Consider the following 16,869-nt stretch of genomic DNA (forward strand, 5'->3'; position numbering starts at 1 on the left):
TGTCGCTTTTATTATTAGTAAATTCAGGCTGAGTAGTATCAACCAAATTAAATAGGGTCAGTATGCATTATATGCAATTTGTGTAGGTTATTACTCTTTAATAGTTAACTCAACTGCGCCGTGACTTAAATCAAAAATATCTTTGACTGCTTGCTTGGCTTCGCGGCTATCGATTGTAATCACCCACTCAATATTAGCAGTAAATTGCTTATCAATATTAAGCACTTGATACTTTGTTTTTAATAACTGCTCAATCGCGCCTTGCATGCTGTACTCACTACTCCCAGTAATTTCAACGCAGGGAACTTTAAGCACCGTTTGCAATTTTACTAGTGCATTATTTAATGAGCCACCATAAGCACGTACTAGTCCGCCGGTGCCTAATTTTATGCCGCCAAAATAACGTGTCACCACGGCAGTAATTTCGCCAAGGCCCGAACCCACCAGCACATTTAGCATAGGCTTTCCTGCAGTGCCATTAGGTTCACCATCATCCGAAAAACCATAAACATGGCTGCCACCGGGGTTGCCTGCCACATGTGCCCAGCAGTTATGACGTGCATCGCTATACTTTTCTTCAATGCTTTTAATAAATGTTTTTGCTGAATTTAAATCGGGGGTGTGTGCAATGTGGACTATAAACGTACTTTTTTTTATTTCTTCTTGATGAAAAACGTCAGCAGCAGGATATTTATATTCAGACATATTAAAAGCTCAATTAAAAATGGGGCCTAAAGGCCCCGTTCATATGCATATTTTAACGTTTATTCGCTAACTCGTCTTTATAGAAATTAATCGAGTTCTAAATTACGCGTCATATTCTCTAGGCTATCTTCGTGAACAATAATGTTATCTTCAATACGAATGCCGCCAAATGGTTTAAATGACTCTACCTTTTCCCAGTTAATAAACTGCTTATTATCGGTTTGCGCTAAATCATCAAGCAGTGAATCAATAAAGTATAAACCTGGCTCAATAGTAAACACTTGGTTTTTTTCGATCAGGCGAGTACAACGCAAGAACGGATGCCCTTCAGGCGATGGTTGATGTGTGCCCTTTTCGTCACTCATAAAACCGCCCATATCATGCACTTGTAAACCTAGGTGATGTCCTAGTCCATGCGGGAAGAAAGTAGATGTAATTTTACGCTCAACAATTTCCTCCGCGGGTAGGTTAACAATTTTAAAGTCACTGAGTATTTGTGCGATACGGTTATGGCATTCGACGTGTAAATCACCATAAAGCATACCCGGCTTTAAACCTTTACCTAACTCGATTTGTTGAACAGTCATCGCTTGTACAAGCTCAGCAAACTCACCCTGCTTTTTAAAATCATACGTACGAGTAATATCAGCAGCGTAACCATTAAAGTTTGCACCGGCATCAATTAAAAATGAGTTGTGGGTGTGCGGCACTTTTGGATCAAAGTGCGTGTAGTGCAAAATAGCGCAGTTTTCGTTAAGCGCAACAATGTTGCCGTACGGCATTTCATTTTCGCTTTGACGTGTCGCCATTAAGTACGCTTGCTGAATGTCGAACTCGCTACCACCATTAAAGAATGTATCGCGTGCAGCTTTATGCCCATCTACTGCAATGCGGTTAGCGTTGCGTAAACATTCAAGTTCGTACTGGGTTTTATAAGCGCGGTGGTAATGAAAATAGTTAAGTACAGGCTCAGGGTTCATAATACTAAAACCAAGTGCTTGCGCTACTTCAATGTATTCACCCATGTAAGCATATTTAGCTTTATCGTATGGTAATAACTTTTCTACTTGATCAGGCTGAAGTAGTAGCTCTATATCAAAGTACTCTGCCCAAAAGTCGCGAGGCTCGTCTGGTACTTTATGCCAAAAATCTACCGGGCGATAAAATATGAGTTTTGGCTTGTCGCTGCCATTTACCACAATCCAGCAATGAGGATTATCAATAACCGGTAACCATGCTTTAAACTGTGGATTAACTTTAAATGGATAATACATATCATCTAAAAACTGGCGCTTAGCTTGGCCTGAATGAATTACTAATCCTTCTAACCCTTCGCTATTACAAATTGTACGAGTACGCTGTTGCAGTGTTGAAATATGTTCGGCGTATAAAACGGCTAATTTATCCATTGTTAATCCATCTGTTAAATTTAACTTGCTATGAGTCTATCACTTATACCAATTGCATTAAATTAATGATCTATTATAGCGATAAGAAAATAGCTTAATAACAAGGCTAAAATTATGATACATAGTTGTTCTATATAAATAATTTTTAACGCAGTTATTGAGTTATTTAATACGCTAGAATGATCATTTTTTTAATAAAATTGGTATTACCCTCAGCGCTCAAAAAAGGGGGATATTTAACATGTAAACATCCCCCTTATTAATACCTATACCTATCGTGTTAAGTTATTGGTAGATTGGTATCATATATTCAACCGCCCATTTTCATTTCGAGTAGCGGCGCTAATACATTACCTTCTCGGCCCATTCTTGTATGGTAAACCTGCCTGTACGCAAATACATTTTTTACGTAATCGCGGGTTTCGCGATACGGAATAAGCTCTACCCATAACTCAGCCGGAATAGCGTCATCAGGTAACCAACGCTTTATACGGTGATAACCCGCATTATAAGAAGCCGTAGCCAGCACTTCATTGCCATGGTTTTTCTTTTTTAAGTACTGTAAGTAACTCGTACCCAACCTAATATTTGTTTTAGGTTGATATAAACGACTACTTGTCACACTGCCTTTATTTACATACTCAGCAGTACTAGGTAATAACTGCATTAAACCACGCGCATTAGCATGCGAGCGCGCATCTGGCGCAAAAGAGCTTTCGCGCCTTGCAATAGCAATACTCCAAGCAACATCTATCTTGCTACGTTTACTGTAGCGCTCAAAAACATCTTGAAACGCAAACGGAAAACGTTGCTCTACATTATCCCATGCTTTAATTTTTGCTAAAGTAAAAATAGTACTGTCGTGCCAACCTAAGTCGGTAGATAACTGTGATGCTGCCAGCTTTTCTTCATCGCTAGAGGTATCCGTTAAGTAATTCCATTCACGGCGCGCCGACGTAAAGCGCTCAATATCATAAAGTGCTTTTGCACGCTTAAAGCCTGGTGCATTACTCACTTTATCTACAAGTACCTTATCGACTGCTAAAGGCTGATTATTTAAATCAACGGGCAACCCCAAACGTGCTGCGGCTAAAAAGCCGTAATAATCACGATTAGCCGCTACTTTTTTCCAGATGTCGTCTGCTTTTTGTTGCTCGCCACGTTGTGCATAGCTATAAGCTAACCAATATTGCTGACCAAGACTTAAATTTTCTTTACCTGTAAAAAATGCAGCAATCCCTTCCCAATCTTGGGTTTTGAGCATATTGCCCAGTTGCCACTGAATAAGCTTGCTGTCTAGTCGCTCTTTTGGCACTTTATTTAGCCAAAAGCTCGCTTGTTTATGCCCGCTAGAGGCAAGTGACAATGCAAAAGTGTAATACACATCCGCTTTTTCTTCATCGCTGTACTTAAATATTTTTTCTAGCTTTCCCCATGCTTTTAAAGCTAGCTCTTTATCGCGCCAAACCAAACGCTTAACACCATAAATAGCTATTTGCCCTTCTTTAGCCGACTTGTTTTTATATCTATATAATCCAGCGGCTGCGCTTGGATCTTTTCGCACTTTTAAATATAAGTCAGCTAAGTAACGCTCCTTACTTGGTAATAAAGTTTTTAAGTAAGGTAATAAGCTTTGCGTTCCGCCTTGTGCAGCAAGTGTTACACGCTTCCAAACCGTTTCTTCTTTCATGTAGCCTTTTTTACGCCACGTAGAAAATAAACTATCACAACCATTAGGTTGCGATTTACCTACAGCCCATAAGTCGGTCACCTGATTTAGAATTGCCTTTTCGGGCGCACCTAAATCAAGCTGAAAATCTAAATAAGTACAAGTAAGCTCCGTATTAGACGTATCACGATAGTTGCGGATATACGCCGCCTTTTCGTTGTTATCTTTTAAATACTCTAACCACGCTTTACGGACCGGCCACTCAAGCGGCGTATGCTGGTATATATTTAAATATTCTTCTATTTCTGCCTGATGTTTAATGCTCGGATGGCGTTGCCAATACGTTTTTTCAACATAAGGTTTTAACGGATGATTTAGGTTACTAACCGCTTGTTTAAAGTCTTGGTAACTGCCGTACCTTACTTTTTTTTCGGCATCTAAAAATGCATCGTTATCAATACTTGCCTCGGCAGAATGAAGAGGGAAAATGAATGCAGCTGCCGCAATGCTTAATAAATATTTTTTCATAATGTCCTTTAATAAAAAATTAAAGTAGTGAATAAAAACTTTTCAACCACCTTAGCACCAAACCAGCTATATTTTAACCAGTCGATTGTAACCGAGTTAAATTTTTCGTTGCATTTTTAATTTAAAGCAAGCACACTGATTGAAATGCAAACTCATCGTACCAGTCTTAGTTCGTCAACTAGGGAGAATAATAATGTTATATAAAAGCGATTCCTTTGAAGTTAGCTTCCTAAAGGAAAACATCGCCGAGTTTAAGTTTTGTGTTGCAGGTTCTGTAAACACACTATCTCAAAAAACTCTTTCAGATTGCGCAGCAGCATTAAAAGAATTAGCCGCCAATACTGATATCAAAGGCATGATTTTTACCAGTGATAAAGACCACTTTATTATTGGTGCCGATATCTTCGAATTTTTACCTACATTTACTAAACCTGAAGAAGAATTAGTAGTGTGGATCAAAAACGCAACCGACGTTTTTGATGCAATTGAAGATTTACCATTCCCAACTCTAAGCGCTATAAACGGTATGGCACTTGGTGGTGGTTGTGAGTGGGCACTTGCTACCGATTATCGTGTGGCAAGCGAAACAGCTAAAATGGGCCTACCAGAAGTTAAACTTGGCATAATGCCAGGGTTTGGTGGCACAGTGCGCTTACCACGTATCATTGGCGCCGATAACGCGATGATGTGGATTACCTCAGGCGCAGAAAACCGCGCAGCAGATGCCCTTAAAGTAGGTGCGTTTGACGCGGTAGTTAGTGCTGACAAACTTCTAGAGTCAAGTGTATCAACACTTGAACTGGCGATTGCTGGCAAGCTAGATTGGCAAGCAAAACGCAACGTAAAACTACAGCCACTTAAATTAAACCGTGTTGAGCAAGGCATGAGCTTTGCTATGGCAGAAGGTATGGTAATGGGTAAAACCAAAGGCCACTATCCTGCACCGGTTATGGCTGTACGTACTATTAAAGCAGCGGCAAACTGTACTCGCGATGAAGCAATGGCAATCGAAAACGCTAACTTTGCTAAATTAGCACGCACACCAGAAGCAGCTGCACAGACAGGTATATTCCTAGCTGATCAATACATTAAAGGTAAAGCACGTAAATTTGCTAAGCACAGCGATGTAGAAATTAAACAAGCCGCTGTATTAGGTGCTGGTATTATGGGTGGCGGTATTGCATACCAGTCTGCTTATAAAGGCACACCTATTATAATGAAAGACATCCAACAAGATGCGCTTGATTTAGGTATGGGTGAAGCATCTAAGTTATTAGGTGCAAAAGTTAAGCGTGGTCACATGCCAATGGAAAAAATGTTGGCAACACTTAGCAAAATTAAGCCAACACTTAACGAGTCAGACCTACAAAGTGCCAACATCATTGTTGAAGCCGTTGTAGAAAACCCTAAAGTTAAGCAAGCAGTACTCGCTGATCTTGAAAAGAACATGCCAGAAGGCACTGTACTTACTTCAAACACATCGACTATTTGTATTGATTTACTAGCACAAGCGCTAGATAAGCCAGAAAACTTCTGTGGTATGCACTTTTTCAACCCTGTGCCAAAAATGCCATTAGTAGAAATTATCCGTGGTGCAAAAACCTCAGATAAAACAATTAATGCAGTAGTTGATTACGCGCTTAAATTAGGTAAATCGCCAATTGTTGTTAACGATTGCCCAGGCTTTTTTGTAAACCGTGTTTTATTCCCTTACTTTGCAGGTTTTAGCAAATTAGTGGTTGAAGGCGCTAACTTTGCAAAAGTAGATAAAGTAATGGAAAACGTATTTGGCTGGCCTATGGGTCCGGCTTACCTACTTGATGTTGTAGGTATTGATACAGCGTTCCATTGTACTGGCGTAATGGCTGACGGTTTCCCTGAGCGTATGGCGCGTGCTGATAAAGACCCAGTGACTATTTTTGCCAACGAAAAACGTTTTGGTCAAAAGAACAAAGCCGGTTTTTATAAATACGAAACAGATCGTCGCGGTCGTCTTAAAAAGTCTCATGACGAGACAGCAATTGAGCTATTAAGTCCAATTACAGACGCACCAAAAGAATTTGATAAACAAGAAATCATCGACCGTTGTATGATTCCAATGATTAACGAAGTGCTACTGTGTTTGCAAGAAGGCATTGTTGCCTCGCCGCAAGAAGCAGATATGGCATTAGTTTACGGTGTTGGTTTCCCTCCATTTAGAGGCGGCGCGTTCCGTTACTTAGATCAAACTGGTTTAGCTAACTTTGTTGCAGCAGCAGACAAATACGCTCACCTAGGTGCGATTTACCAAGTATCTGAACAAACTCGCAAGTGGGCCGAAGAAGGTCGTGTTTTCTATAAGGTGGAAGGTTAATATCATGAATAATCCAGTAATTGTAGATTGTATCCGCACACCAATGGGTCGCTCTAAAAGTGGTGTATTCAAACATAAACGTGCAGAAGACTTAAGCGCACATTTAATGAAAGGCTTACTAGATCGCAACCCTGCAGTTGATCCTGCATCAATTGACGATATTTATTGGGGTTGTGTACAGCAAACATTAGAGCAAGGCTTTAACGTAGCACGTAACGCATCATTGCTTGCCGGTATTCCGCACAGCGTTCCTGCTGTTACGGTTAACCGTTTATGTGGCTCTTCTATGCAAGCATTGCATGACGCAGCACGCGCAATAATGACAGGCGCTGGCGACACTTACCTAATTGGTGGTGTTGAGCACATGGGTCACGTACCTATGACTCACGGCAACGACTTTCACCCAGGCTTAGCAACATCAATTGCACAAGCGTCTGGCTCTATGGGCTTAACAGCAGAATACCTTGCAACGCTTCATGGCATTAGCCGTGAGCAACAAGATGAATTTGCTTACCGTTCACATCAACGTGCACAAGCTGCAACTGTTGAAGGCCGCTTCCGTCGCGAAATTTTAGCAATGGAAGGTCACGATGCAGATGGTTCGCTTATCTTAGTTGAAGACGACGAAGTAATTCGCCCAGAAACAACAGTAGAAGGTCTATCAAAGCTTCGCCCAGTATTTAATCCTGCATCAGGTACGGTAACAGCCGGTACTTCTTCAGCACTTTCTGACGGCGCATCTGCAATGTTAGTAATGAGCGAAGAAAAAGCAAAAGAACTTGGTTTACCAATTCGTGCGCGCATTAAAGCAATGGCAGTCGCTGGTTGCGATCCATCAATTATGGGTTACGGCCCAGTACCAGCAAGTAAAAAAGCACTTGCACAAGCCGGTATTACAATTGATGACCTAGGCGTAGTAGAACTTAATGAAGCCTTTGCAGCACAATCATTACCTGTAATGAAAGATTTAGGGTTAATGGATGTTGTTGACGAAAAAGTGAATTTAAATGGCGGCGCAATCGCACTTGGTCACCCACTGGGTTGTTCGGGTTCGCGTATTAGCACATCGCTTATTCACTTAATGGAAGACAAAAATGTACGATACGGTTTAGCAACTATGTGTATTGGTTTAGGCCAAGGCATTGCAACTGTATTTGAACGTGTTCAAGACTAATTAGTTTAAACATGTAAAACCATCTTGGTGATTAAAAAGGCGAACTAATTTTATTCAGTTCGCCTTTTTTATTAGCTTCAATTTATAAAACGTCCCTTTATCAAACAAGCATGTAACAGCGTAATTATGTGATCGGGCGTATTATTAAATAAAGCATTTTGAAACTGCTAAAAGCATTAAGTAAAATAGTTAAATTACACATAAAATTGCGTTAAACTGCCAAACTTATTAATTGCTATACCTAAGCACTCGCGTACACAGCAATCACTTTAATTAAACAGGCCAATTTATTATGAGCTTTGATAATCCCGATCACCAATTAGATGCCATAGGCCTTCGCTGCCCAGAGCCAGTAATGATGGTACGTGCTGCTATTCGTAAAATGAATGACGGTGAAACGTTATTAATAACTGCTGATGACCCGTCAACCACTCGCGATATTCCGAGCTTTTGTACGTTTATGGATCACACGCTGGTAGCTAAAGATGCAGAAGCAGCACCGTATAGATATGTGGTGAAGAAAGGGCTTTAAACTCACGTAGGTCGGGTTGAGTTTTACGAAACCCAACGTATTTAATAACCACCAAAATAGTTTTGCTCGCCACACATGTTGGGTTTCGCTTCACTCTACCCAAACTACGAAACCCCCTTGGTGTTAATGCTGAATAAATCCTACAACGTCCTTGCCACAAATCCATCAACCCACTAGGGCTATTAAATAGCTAAAAATCACTTCTTCGTTATCGTCACTTGTGGCTTATCGTAGTCACTGTAATCAATACTTACTATGTACGTGCCTTTTATTGCTGGTGTAAAACTAAAGTAGTTATAAATAGTATTACAGTCTGCGATAGCTGGCTGGCCCAGTGTTAGCTTTTGTCCTGCTGGTTGTGCGTCGCTGTAACCACAGTTGTAACCTTCACTAAAATCGGCATCGGCTATTTTAAATTCGTACACTTTACCTGGGGTCGAAAATTTAACTTGCGCTTGATAAAGCGCAGGGCCAACTGGCGCAAACTGATACTGGGGTTCTGCATCCCACAATGTAAAGTCGCCACGTAAGTAAATTGTGCGGTCAAGCTCTTGCTGTGGCAATACATCGTTAATCGAAATTTGGCTTGTACAGGCAGTAAGTAAACCAGCAATTGCTAAAGTTAAAATTCGTTTCATAGAAATCATCAATGGGTATCCTTTGCATACAGTGAAAACTAAAAAGCCAGCAAAACGCTGGCTTTTAAAATTGCTAATCGGTGTTATTTTTGTAAAACAGAAATATCTGCAATACCTAAAAACAATCCGCTTAGCTGGCTTAATAGCGCAAGACGATTTTGCTTAACAGCTTCATCGTCGGCCATAACCATTACGTTGTCAAAAAAGTTATCAACACTTTCACGAATACCCGCCAATTGGCTTAATGCTTCTTGGTAGTTTCCATCTGCGTAAAGTGGTGCAAGGTCAGTGGCAAATTTTGCTACTTGTGATGCCAATACTTTTTCGGCGTCGTCGCTTAATAAGCTCTCATCAACACTACCTTGGCTGGTAATGTCGTTTTTAGCCAGAATATTACCTACACGCTTATTAGCTGCTGCAAGCGCTTCTGCTGCGTCTAATGTACGGAAGTGGCTTACGGCTTTAACACGGCGGTCAAAATCAACAGGTTTAGTCGGACGACGTGCAAGCACTGCTTGAATTACGTCTACTTCAATACCTTCGTCTTGATACCAAGCACGGAAGCGCCCTAGCATAAACTCAAATACGTCAGTTGATACATTTAAGTTAGTTAACTTGTCGCCAAACAATGTTTGCGATTTAGCTACTAGGTCTAAAATATCAAGTGGTAGTTCTTTTTCTACCATGATGCGCAGTGCACCAATAGCAGCACGACGAAGAGCAAATGGATCTTTGTCACCTTTAGGTGCTTGGCCTATACCAAAAATACCCACCAGCGTGTCAAACTTATCAGCAATCGCTACTGCGCAGCTAATTAAGTTTGTTGGTAAGTTATCACCTGCAAAGCGTGGCATGTACTGCTCGTTTTGCGCTACGGCTACATCTTCGGCTTCACCATCGTGGCGAGCGTAATGCATTCCCATTACACCTTGCACGTCGGTAAATTCCATAACCATTTCAGTCATTAGGTCAGTTTTACTTAATAAGCCTGCACGCTGTGCTAGGTCTTTATCAGCACCTAATTGCTCAGCAATATAACCTGCAAGTTCACTAATGCGCTCAGACTTATCTTTAAGCGTACCAAGTTGCTTTTGGAACAATACGCTATCAAGCGACTCTAATCGGCTTTCTAGGGTTTTCTTTTTATCTGTTTCAAAGAAGAACTGTGCATCGGCTAAACGCGGGCGCACTACTTTTTCGTTACCAGAAATAACCACACTTGGATCTTTACTTTCGATGTTAGATACAAACAAAAACTTATTTAAAAGTTTGCCGTTTTGATCTAATAACGGGAAATATTTTTGATCGTCTTTCATGGTGTAAATTAACGCTTCGGCTGGTACATCTAAAAATGCTTCTTCAAATGTTGCCGTCAAAGTAACTGGCCACTCTACAAGTGATGTTACTTCTTCTAGTAAATCTTCATCCATTGCAACAACAGCGTTAACTGCGCTTGCAGCCTCTTCTATTTGTGCTCGAATTTGCGCTTTACGTTGCTCGTAATCAGCAATAACGTAAGCAGATTTAAGTACGTCAAAAACTTCATCTGCATGGTTAATGCTAATTTTTTCTGGGTGATGAAAACGATGACCCTGAAGCTGGTTAGTTATTTGCTTACCAAGAATTTCGCCTTCAAGTAGCTCATCACCAAATAAAATAGTTACTGTATGTACAGGGCGAATAAATTGTGTTTTATTCGCGCCCCAACGCATTGGTTTAGGGATTGGTAATTTACTTAATGCTTTTGTGATTGCATCTGTCATTAGGGTTTTAGTTTCTTGCCCTGCTACTTTAGCAATGTGCAATAACCAAGCGCCTTTATCAGTTTCAAGTGTTTGTGCGTCTTTTACTTCAATACCACAACCACGTGCCCAACCCATTGCTGCTTTTGTTGGGTTACCTTCGCTGTCAAATGCTGCCTTTGTTGCTGGGCCACGCTTTTCAACTTCTTTGTCTTGTTGTTTAGCTTCAAGCGCTTTTACTTGTAAACCTAAACGACGAGGCGATGCATACCAGCTTACGCCTTGGTGTACTAATTCTAATGTTTCTAGCTCTTGAGTTAAGTTTACAGCAAAGGCTTCTGCTAATTTACGCAGTGCTTTTGGTGGTAACTCTTCAGTGCCAATTTCTACTAATAAATTTTGTGCTGACATTTTACTTATCCTTACACAGCGGGAAACCAAGCGCTTCACGTTTGTCATAGTAACTTTGTGCACACGCTTTTGATAACGCACGAACGCGTAAAATATAACGCTGACGTTCGGTTACCGAAATTGCGTGGCGTGCGTCTAGTAAGTTAAATGCGTGCGATGCTTTCATTACTTGCTCGTATGCAGGTAGTGGTAAGTTAGCTTCAATTAACTTTTGGCTTTCTGCTTCACACTTATCAAACTGTGCAAATAAGTCTTCTACGTTTGCATGTTCAAAATTATAAGTAGATTGCTCTACTTCATTTTGATGGAACACGTCGCCGTATGTTACGCGCCCTAGTGGACCGTCTGCCCATACTAGGTCGTAAATGCTATCTACGCCTTGAATGTACATTGCTAAACGCTCTAGGCCGTAAGTAATTTCGCCTGTTACTGGTGAGCACTCTAAGCCACCCACTTGTTGAAAGTAGGTAAACTGCGTTACTTCCATGCCGTTTAACCAAATTTCCCATCCCAAGCCCCATGCGCCTAGCGTAGGTGATTCCCAGTTATCTTCTACAAAGCGAACTTCGTGAGTAAGGGTATCGATACCCATTGCCGCTAATGAGCCTAAGTAAAGCTCTTGGATGTTATCTGGTGATGGCTTTAAAACTACTTGGAATTGGTAGTAATGTTGTAGGCGATTTGGGTTTTCACCATAGCGGCCATCCGTAGGACGACGACACGGCTGAACGTACGCGCTCGACATTGGCTCTGGGCCAATAGACTTTAAAAATGTTTGCGGGTGAAATGTCCCGGCGCCCACTTCCATATCAAGTGGTTGAATAATGACACAGCCTTGCTGCGCCCAATAATCCTGTAAAGCCAGGATCAAACCTTGAAAGGTTTTTACGTCATATTTTTGCATATTTGGCTTTTTACTATCTAAGAAGTAGCGTGAAAATTACCCTTAGTATACCGTGTGTACACTCAGGTTTTAAGCAGTTTGTGTAATTGAAAAAATAAAAAAGGAGCCATTAGGCTCCTTTTTCGGTGCAAGTGATATTTTTACACGTCTAGATTAACTACGCGTAGAGCGTTAGTTTCGATAAACTCTCTACGAGGCTCTACTTGATCACCCATTAAGGTGGCAAATAATTGATCCGCGCCAACAGCATCTTCAATCGTTACTTGTAACATACGACGAGCACTAGGATCCATTGTCGTTTCCCAAAGCTGGCTTGGGTTCATTTCACCCAGTCCTTTATAGCGTTGAATGTAGATCCCGCGCTTAGATTCTGTGATCAACCATTCCAAAGCATCCACAAAGTTATCAACAGGTTTTGTTTTCTCACCACGTTGAATATAAGCACCTTCTTTTAGGATGTTTGCAATGTTAGTACCAGTCACAGCAATGCGTTGGTAGTCACGTGATGCAATAAAGTCATAATGAAGTACATGTGCTTTATCAACACCGTGCTGACGAATATTCACAACCGGGTAATACATATTACGCTCAGCGTCAAACTCTGTGCCTGCATGGAAAATAGTTGCATCTTCATCACGTGCAATCAGGTCATCAACTAACTCTTTTGTCCAAGCAATTACTTTAGCTTCGTCAGAAAGGTCATCAGTTTTCAACTCTGTTTGGTAGATTAAGCGTTCCATTACCGTGTTAGGATATTTACGCTTTAAACGCTCAATAACTTTAACTGTATTTTGGTAATCGTGAACGACTTTCTCTAGCGCTTCACCTTCTAGCGCAGAAGCATCTGCACTTGGATATAAAGCAGCATTATTAAGTGCAAGCGACGTTAAGTACTCTACTAATGCTGGATCATCTTTAATATAACGCTCTTGCTTACCTTTTTTCACTTTATAAAGTGGTGGTTGAGCAATATAAATATAACCGCGTTCTACAATTTCAGGCATTTGACGATAGAAGAAGGTTAGTAGTAACGTACGAATGTGAGAACCATCCACGTCCGCATCGGTCATGATGATGATACGGTGATAACGTAATTTCTCAGGGTTATATTCGTCACGACCAATACCACACCCTAATGCAGTAATTAGTGTTGCTACTTCTTGCGAAGATAGCATTTTATCAAAACGTGCTTTTTCTACGTTTAATATTTTACCTTTAAGCGGAAGAATAGCTTGGTTTTTACGGTTACGTCCCTGCTTGGCTGATCCGCCAGCAGAGTCCCCTTCCACTATATATAGTTCAGATTGTGCTGGGTCTTTTTCTTGGCAATCAGCTAGCTTACCTGGTAAGCCTGCTAAGTCCATTGCACCTTTACGTCGTGTCATTTCACGGGCTTTACGCGCCGCTTCACGTGCGCGTGAGGCATCAATAATCTTACCTACAACAATTTTGGCATCAGTTGGGTTTTCTAGTAAAAACTCAGTGAATTTTTCAGCCATTGCTTGTTCAACCGCAGATTTAACTTCACTTGATACTAGCTTGTCTTTAGTTTGTGATGAGAACTTAGGATCAGGAACTTTAACACTAACAACAGCCGTTAAGCCTTCACGGGCATCATCACCGGTAGCATTGCTGGTTGTTTTAGCTTTTTTGTTAAAGCCTTCTTTTTCCATGTAGTTATTAAGTGTACGTGTTAGCGCTGATCTAAAACCGGCTAAGTGAGTACCACCATCACGTTGTGGAATATTATTTGTGAAACAGTAAATGTTTTCTTGGTATGCATCATTCCACTGCATTGATACTTCAACACTAATACCATCTTCTTCACGTTCGTGAGTAAAATGGAACACACCTTTATGTATAGGTGTTTTATTACGGTTTAAGTATTCTACGAAAGCTTGAATACCACCTTCATATTTAAAGTGGTCAGATTTATTTTCTTCACGCTCATCATTTAAGATGATGCTCACACCTGAGTTTAGGAATGAAAGCTCGCGTAAACGCTTAGCTAAAATGTCGTAATGAAAATCTAAATTTGTGAATGTTTCAGCGCTTGGCCAAAAACGTAATTCTGTACCAGTTGTTTCTGAGTCACCAATTACAGCTAAAGGTGCATCTGGAACACCCATAGTATAAAACTGCTCATGAAGCTTTCCTTCACGACGAACAGTCAGTTTTAGTTTTTCTGAAAGTGCATTTACAACAGAAACACCAACACCGTGTAAGCCTCCTGATACTTTATAAGAGTTATCATCAAACTTACCACCGGCATGAAGTACCGTCATAATAACTTCGGCTGCAGATACGCCTTCTTCTTCATGGATAGAAGTTGGTATACCACGACCGTTATCTCGAACTGAGACAGAACCGTCTAAGTGAATCGTTACATAAATATCATCACAATGACCTGCTAAGGCTTCATCGATCGAGTTATCAACGACCTCAAACACCATGTGGTGTAAGCCTGTGCCATCATCGGTGTCCCCAATATACATTCCAGGACGCTTTCTTACTGCGTCTAATCCTTTAAGTACTTTAATACTCGACGAGTCATAATTCTCAGACATGGTTAATCCCACTTATCTTGTTATTAGGTTGCCATGTTTCACGTGGAACATTTGTAGTTCTCGTTGCATGGGTTCCACCACAGCAGAAATACTTTCAGATAAAATTGAAGAGATAAAAATTTGAGAACTACAGTGAGCAAGTAATTGTCCCACTTTCTCTTTTGTATCTTCGCCTAATTCTGAAGGTAGATCATCTATTAGCAATATAGATTGCTTATCTGTCTCTGACTCAATTAAGCTATTTTGCGTAACTTTCAACGCATACAATAATAGCTTCAATTGACCGCGTGAGAATGTATTCTCCACACTGTTGCCAGCGACACTAAAACTAAAATCGGCCTTATGAGGGCCTTTACTTGTAAACCCTTGGCGAGCATCTCGCTCAAAGTTTTGCTCTAACGCATCTGCAAGAGATTCAGTCTCTTTCCAGCCGGCGCTAAAGGTCATTTCTAAATCACGTACAAGCGTCAATTCTGCACACATTTTATCAAAAAATTGCTGCTTAAACCTACTTATATACGCCAATCTTAATTTATTTATTTCTTCAGCCAGTCTAACAAATTCTTTGTCCCAAAACTTAATTTGGTCAAAATAATTCTTGGGCTTAGTTTTTAATAATGCATTACGTTGTTTAAGTACTTTATTAAATGATTGCCACAAAAAAAAGAACTCATGTTCCACGTGGAACAAACCTAAATCTAAAAACTTTCTGCGCTCTTTAGGTCCACCAAAAAACAAAGAATAACTCTCTGGTGTAATAACTTGTACAGGCATAAGTTGAGCGAGTTCTGATATCTTACGGCTCGCCTTACCTTGAATTTTTAAATTAGTCTCACCCGTTTGCGTTTTACTAATACCAATTGGAATTGATAAATCGTGTATTGTTTTACGCCCGTGAATTACAAATTGCTCTTGCTGGTGCGCAATAATACTTTTGTGTTTTGGAGTACGAAAAGATTTGCCATGAGAAAGGTAATATATAGCCTCTAAAAGGCTGGTTTTTCCGCTGCCATTTTCACCATAAATTATATTAACGCCGTTGACTGGTTCTAGCGTCAGCGCCTCAATATTACGAAAATATTTGAGGCTCAAATGACTTAAGCTCATTATGTATTTATAGTCTTATAAACGCATAGGCATAACAACGTACATTGCTTCTTCATCGCCTGCACCTTCAATTAATGCACTGCTGTTTGAGTCGGCTAATGTAAATAGTACGTCTTCTGTTTTTAATGTGTTTAGTACATCTAATACGTAAGACACGTTGAATCCTATTTCTAGGTCCGCGCCTTCGTAACTTACTTCAACAACTTCTTCAGCTTGTTCTTGCTCTGGGTTATTGGCAGTAATTTTTAATAAACCGTTTGATAGGTTTAAGCGTACACCACGAAATTTTTCATTCGATAAAATAGACACTCGTTGAAACGCATTTCGTAACCATTCTCGATTAGCTGTAATTACTTTGTCGCCACCACGTGGTAATACACGACGGTAATCAGGAAAGCGTCCATCAACTAGCTTACTTGTAAATGTAAACTCAATATCAATAATACGGATATGGTTAGCACCAAACTGAATTGTTACCAATTCGTCGTCAGCTACCATAAGGCGCATAATTTCTTGCACACCTTTGCGAGGTATAATTAATTGACGTTGAGTGTTAAGCGATTGCGTTAATTGCTTTTGTGCAATAGCTAAACGGTGACCATCTGTTGCTACTGTTTTTATGTCTGTATTATCTACTTCAAAAGACATACCGTTTAAGTAATAACGTACGTCTTGATTCGCCATCGAAAAATGCGTGCTTTCAAGTAACTTACGAAGCTCTAAACGAGTTAGTTGAAATTCAACCTCACCATCCCACTGCTCTAAATTAGGAAAATCATCAGCTGATAAAGTCGTTAATGAAAAACGACTTTTACCACTGGTTAAAAGTAATTGGTGATCTTGCAAGCTTAAAGTAATGTCTGAACCGTCTGGTAGACTTTTACAAATATCGAGTAACTTTTTAGCGGGTAACGTTAGTTTTGTATCGGCAATATCATCACCTACAAATACGCCAGAAACTAATTCAATTTCAAGGTCAGTACCCGTCATTGAAAGTTGTCCGTTTTCTACCACTAACAAAACGTTAGATAAGATTGGTAGCGTGTGTTTGCGCTCTATTGCACCCGACACTTGCACCAATGGCTTTAAAAATTGTTGTCTTGATATTGTTATTTGCATAATAAAGTCAG

At 40.3% G+C, this 16,869-nt stretch carries 12 protein-coding genes; 3 read left to right on the forward strand and 9 right to left on the reverse strand.

Annotated elements, in window-relative coordinates:
- Positions 1-90: 90 nt before the first annotated feature.
- The 3 genes from H5088_RS17980 to H5088_RS17990 form a co-directional block, all read right to left on the reverse strand.
- Positions 91-705, reverse strand: coding sequence for a YigZ family protein (locus H5088_RS17980; protein ID WP_182734642.1), 615 nt, complete (start codon positions 703-705; stop codon positions 91-93).
- A gap of 86 nt (positions 706-791) precedes the next feature.
- Positions 792-2,114, reverse strand: a complete 1,323-nt coding sequence (pepQ, locus tag H5088_RS17985; RefSeq protein WP_182754032.1) for a Xaa-Pro dipeptidase — start codon at positions 2,112-2,114, stop codon at positions 792-794.
- 310 nt (positions 2,115-2,424) lie between these two features.
- Positions 2,425-4,311 (reverse strand): transglycosylase SLT domain-containing protein, encoded by a 1,887-nt coding sequence (locus H5088_RS17990; protein WP_182754034.1) that lies wholly within the window; start codon positions 4,309-4,311, stop codon positions 2,425-2,427.
- Positions 4,312-4,504: 193 nt separating this feature from the next.
- Here H5088_RS17990 and fadB point away from each other — a divergent pair, with 193 nt between their 5' ends.
- From fadB to tusA, 3 genes are all read left to right on the forward strand, one after another.
- Complete coding sequence (gene fadB / locus H5088_RS17995; RefSeq protein ID WP_138489862.1) at positions 4,505-6,664, forward strand: fatty acid oxidation complex subunit alpha FadB; 2,160 nt, start codon at positions 4,505-4,507, stop codon at positions 6,662-6,664.
- 4 nt (positions 6,665-6,668) lie between these two features.
- Positions 6,669-7,838 carry an acetyl-CoA C-acyltransferase FadA gene (gene fadA, locus H5088_RS18000; protein WP_024597185.1) on the forward strand — a complete coding sequence of 390 codons (1,170 nt, stop codon included), beginning with the start codon at positions 6,669-6,671 and terminating at the stop codon, positions 7,836-7,838.
- A gap of 292 nt (positions 7,839-8,130) precedes the next feature.
- On the forward strand, positions 8,131-8,370 hold the full coding sequence (tusA, locus tag H5088_RS18005; RefSeq protein ID WP_182696209.1) for a sulfurtransferase TusA: 240 nt from the start codon (positions 8,131-8,133) through the stop codon (positions 8,368-8,370).
- A gap of 197 nt (positions 8,371-8,567) precedes the next feature.
- On the opposite strand, the gene H5088_RS18010 is transcribed toward tusA, so the two are convergent.
- The 6 genes from H5088_RS18010 to dnaN form a co-directional block, all read right to left on the reverse strand.
- Positions 8,568-9,017, reverse strand: coding sequence for a hypothetical protein (locus H5088_RS18010; protein WP_004335197.1), 450 nt, complete (start codon positions 9,015-9,017; stop codon positions 8,568-8,570).
- 74 nt (positions 9,018-9,091) lie between these two features.
- Positions 9,092-11,161 carry a glycine--tRNA ligase subunit beta gene (gene glyS / locus H5088_RS18015; protein ID WP_182754036.1) on the reverse strand — a complete coding sequence of 690 codons (2,070 nt, stop codon included), beginning with the start codon at positions 11,159-11,161 and terminating at the stop codon, positions 9,092-9,094.
- Position 11,162: 1 nt separating this feature from the next.
- A complete protein-coding gene (gene glyQ / locus H5088_RS18020; protein WP_004335201.1) occupies positions 11,163-12,065 on the reverse strand; it encodes a glycine--tRNA ligase subunit alpha in 903 nt (300 codons plus the stop codon).
- A gap of 140 nt (positions 12,066-12,205) precedes the next feature.
- On the reverse strand, positions 12,206-14,632 hold the full coding sequence (gene gyrB / locus H5088_RS18025) for a DNA topoisomerase (ATP-hydrolyzing) subunit B (protein ID WP_024597183.1): 2,427 nt from the start codon (positions 14,630-14,632) through the stop codon (positions 12,206-12,208).
- A gap of 12 nt (positions 14,633-14,644) precedes the next feature.
- Entirely contained in the window at positions 14,645-15,739 is a 1,095-nt protein-coding gene (gene recF / locus H5088_RS18030; protein WP_182754038.1) for a DNA replication/repair protein RecF, read from the reverse strand.
- Between the two features lie 15 nt (positions 15,740-15,754).
- Positions 15,755-16,858, reverse strand: a complete 1,104-nt coding sequence (dnaN, locus tag H5088_RS18035) for a DNA polymerase III subunit beta (RefSeq protein ID WP_182754040.1) — start codon at positions 16,856-16,858, stop codon at positions 15,755-15,757.
- Between the last annotated feature and the right edge of the window lie 11 nt (positions 16,859-16,869).

It is taken from the genome of Pseudoalteromonas sp. SR43-3 (assembly GCF_014163875.1).
Lineage (GTDB): Bacteria > Pseudomonadota > Gammaproteobacteria > Enterobacterales > Alteromonadaceae > Pseudoalteromonas > Pseudoalteromonas distincta.

Bases quoted from the DNA above. Each gene is read 5' to 3' on its own strand.
- glyS (WP_182754036.1), bottom strand. From the start codon at position 11,161: ATGTCAGCACAAAATTTATTAGTAGAAATTGGCACTGAAGAGTTACCA.
- recF (WP_182754038.1), bottom strand. From the start codon at position 15,739: ATGAGCTTAAGTCATTTGAGCCTCAAATATTTTCGTAATATTGAGGCG.
- glyQ (WP_004335201.1), bottom strand. From the start codon at position 12,065: ATGCAAAAATATGACGTAAAAACCTTTCAAGGTTTGATCCTGGCTTTA.
- H5088_RS18010 (WP_004335197.1), bottom strand. From the start codon at position 9,017: ATGATTTCTATGAAACGAATTTTAACTTTAGCAATTGCTGGTTTACTT.
- fadB (WP_138489862.1), top strand. From the start codon at position 4,505: ATGTTATATAAAAGCGATTCCTTTGAAGTTAGCTTCCTAAAGGAAAAC.
- H5088_RS17980 (WP_182734642.1), bottom strand. From the start codon at position 705: ATGTCTGAATATAAATATCCTGCTGCTGACGTTTTTCATCAAGAAGAA.
- dnaN (WP_182754040.1), bottom strand. From the start codon at position 16,858: ATGCAAATAACAATATCAAGACAACAATTTTTAAAGCCATTGGTGCAA.
- tusA (WP_182696209.1), top strand. From the start codon at position 8,131: ATGAGCTTTGATAATCCCGATCACCAATTAGATGCCATAGGCCTTCGC.
- fadA (WP_024597185.1), top strand. From the start codon at position 6,669: ATGAATAATCCAGTAATTGTAGATTGTATCCGCACACCAATGGGTCGC.
- pepQ (WP_182754032.1), bottom strand. From the start codon at position 2,114: ATGGATAAATTAGCCGTTTTATACGCCGAACATATTTCAACACTGCAA.
- gyrB (WP_024597183.1), bottom strand. From the start codon at position 14,632: ATGTCTGAGAATTATGACTCGTCGAGTATTAAAGTACTTAAAGGATTA.
- H5088_RS17990 (WP_182754034.1), bottom strand. From the start codon at position 4,311: ATGAAAAAATATTTATTAAGCATTGCGGCAGCTGCATTCATTTTCCCT.